The sequence below is a fragment of the Roseomonas mucosa ATCC BAA-692 genome, assembly GCF_000622225.1.
In the GTDB taxonomy this organism is placed as follows: Bacteria; Pseudomonadota; Alphaproteobacteria; order Acetobacterales; family Acetobacteraceae; genus Roseomonas; species Roseomonas mucosa.
In genome coordinates, this window is sequence record NZ_JHWD01000070.1 from 1 (window position 1) to 2,471 (window position 2,471).

Sequence of the window (2,471 nt, forward strand, 5' to 3'; positions counted from 1 at the left end):
GCGGGCGGCGTGCCGAGCCGTGTCGCCCAGCAACCGCAGCGCCGCGGCGAGCCTTTCCGCCTCATTCAGTGGATCGGTCCGGAACACCGGCAGCCACGTCAGCAGGCGGGCCAGGGCGGGCGCCTGCTCCACTGGGTGCTCGGCCGCGCCCGCGCCCGTCTCGCCGTCGCTTCCACCTCAGGTGGTAGGCATGGCCCGCTCCAGGGGGTGGAGGTCGGAGGCGGCACTCCAAGAGCCGGTGAGGCTGGTGGCGCGAAGGGCGAGATCGTGCGGATGGGCGGGCAGACCCTGGCGCAGCACCTCCGAAGCGGCGCCGCCGCCGGCGCGGGCGTCGAGGCGCGAGACGAGGTCCTCGGCCTGGGCCAGCGGCCGCAGCAGCCGGGCAGGATCGGGCGCGGCCGCCGGCGGGTGCGGGCCGGGCCGGCGTGTGGCCCAGGGCGGCGCATGGCCGTCGTCGGGATCGCCTGCGTCCTCATCGTCCCAGTCCGCCATGCCGCCGGCCTCCAGCACCAGCCGGACCGCACGCTCCCGCATCTCGGGCGAGAAGTTCGCCCCCGTCTTCCGATTGCCCATAACCTCTTCCTCTCACAGGTTGAGGTCTCCTCCGAATCCGGCGCGGTTTGGACTTGCTTCGAAAAAGTGGAGGGTTCCTGATGAAGCAAGAGGAACTCGATGACGCAGCAGAGACGGTTCACGAAGGAGTTTGAGGACGAGGCGGTCCGGCTGGTCCAGACGAGCGGGCGGAGTCAGCGCGAGATTGCTGAAGACCTCGGAATTGGTTTGTCGACACTGGTCAGGGGATCAGCCGGAGCCGGGAACGGCAGATCGATGCGCCGACCACTCGGGGCAGAAGGACGTCGCGGCCGAACTGAAGCGGCTGCGGCGGGAGAACGAGATCCTTCGCCCAGCGCCAGGGCTGATCCACCATGCCGATTGCAGCAGCCAATACTGCTCCGCCGACTACCAGGCGGAACTCCGAAAGCACGGCATCCTGACCTCGATGTCGAGCAAAGGAAATTGCTACGACTGTGAGACTATCAGAGCAACCTGGAGGGCTTGGCCCATGCTTACGATTGACCTCGTGTCATGGCGTTGATCTGCCGGTCCTCCAGGCTGCGCCCGGCGCCGCTTCGATGCGTGACTTCATAGGAGCCTGAGGGACAGCCATCCCATCACAGTCCTGTCCCGTCAAAGCGCAGGCTCGGGCTTCCCGCTACCTGGAGGACCGACATGCATTCCACCCCATCCGATGCGATCATCATCGTATCCATCCGCCGAGGGCCACCTTCTGTGAGGGGTGATGTTCGCTGACCTTAGCTCGACTTTGGCCATCACGCGGCGTGGCAGATGGCGTAAGCCCAGGCGTGCTGGAGCGCTCGCCGAGGTTTTATGCTGTGACCGCTGTGCCGGGATGTGAGGAAACCTTGCTCACGCCAGATGTGCCGCCGCACGGCGGCGAGGGTGTCACTGAAGGTCGGACGGTCCTTGCGGTACCAGGCGCTGCTCATTGCGGCTCTGCGTTCTGAGGTTCTGAGCTGGGCGGCCAGGAGGGTGACGAGGGAGAACAGCCCGAGCAGGCATGGCGTGGTGCGGGCGATGGCGAGGTCCGACCACTGTCGCTGAGTCTCGACCCCAAGATGCACCCTGGTCTCCTGGAAGGTCACCTCCAGTTGCCAGCGCTGGATGAACCAGAACAGGATCTGCTCCGGCGTTCGATCAGGCTCGGTGCACAGCAGGGCCTGCGGCTCGAACCGGCGATGAGGATCGCGGACCAGCACCCAGCGGATCGGCACGATGGGCATCCCGCCATGACGCCACACAGCAGTGGCCGAGCAGATCTCGACGTGACGCTCGCCCCCACCGTACCAGCCGGGGACCACCATGCGCTGCCAGCATGTATCGGTGCGGACCAGCACCTCCGCCAGGTTGGGCCGCCGCGCCCCTTTGGTACGGGGCCGACCATTGGTACCAGGCAGCCGGGGTGGCGCCGGGTCATAGAGCGCGGCATCGAGCCGCAGGCGCGTGACCCCGGTGATCCTGTGCCGGGTCAGCGCAGCCAGCAGTTCCAGGGCTGCAAAGCCGCTGTCGCCGACCAGCACGATGTCCCGCCCAGGAAGCCAGCGGCGTGTCTGCAGGATCATTTGGCGGGCCCAGTCGGTGAGCTTCTTGTGCCGCTGTCCCTGGTCGCGACAAAACCGTTCCGAGGGCGCCAGCGCGGACAGGAACGGCAGCGCCCAAACCCGACCGGCCCAGGGAACGGGTGCCAAGAGCATCAGGCTGATCCAACGCAGGCCAGAAGCCTTTACGAAGTGGCCGTGGCTGGAGCGTACCGGGTCGCGGTAGATGCCCATTGCCGCAATCCGCTTGCCACGGCGTCTGGCCCTGTCCCGCTGTGACGGACACCTCTGATAGGCTGAAGGGCCTGGAGGTACGGATGGCAGAGGGTAGCGGAAAGCGCCGGTTCTTTCCGG

The 2,471-nt window shown here is 67.1% G+C and carries 2 protein-coding genes and 1 pseudogene; 1 reads left to right on the top strand and 2 read right to left on the bottom strand.

Annotated features, from left to right (window positions below):
- Positions 1 to 177 precede the first annotated feature (177 nt).
- Entirely contained in the window at positions 178 to 573 is a 396-nt protein-coding gene (locus BT98_RS0120140; RefSeq protein WP_027297481.1) for a hypothetical protein, read from the bottom strand.
- Between the two features lie 99 nt (positions 574 to 672).
- Here BT98_RS0120140 and BT98_RS28265 point away from each other — a divergent pair.
- A pseudogene (locus BT98_RS28265) lies at positions 673 to 931 on the top strand (transposase); the annotation flags it as partial.
- 400 nt (positions 932 to 1,331) lie between these two features.
- Here BT98_RS28265 and BT98_RS25400 read toward each other — a convergent pair.
- Complete coding sequence (locus tag BT98_RS25400; RefSeq protein WP_081798690.1) at positions 1,332 to 2,441, bottom strand: IS701 family transposase; 1,110 nt, start codon at positions 2,439 to 2,441, stop codon at positions 1,332 to 1,334.
- Positions 2,442 to 2,471: the final 30 nt, after the last annotated feature.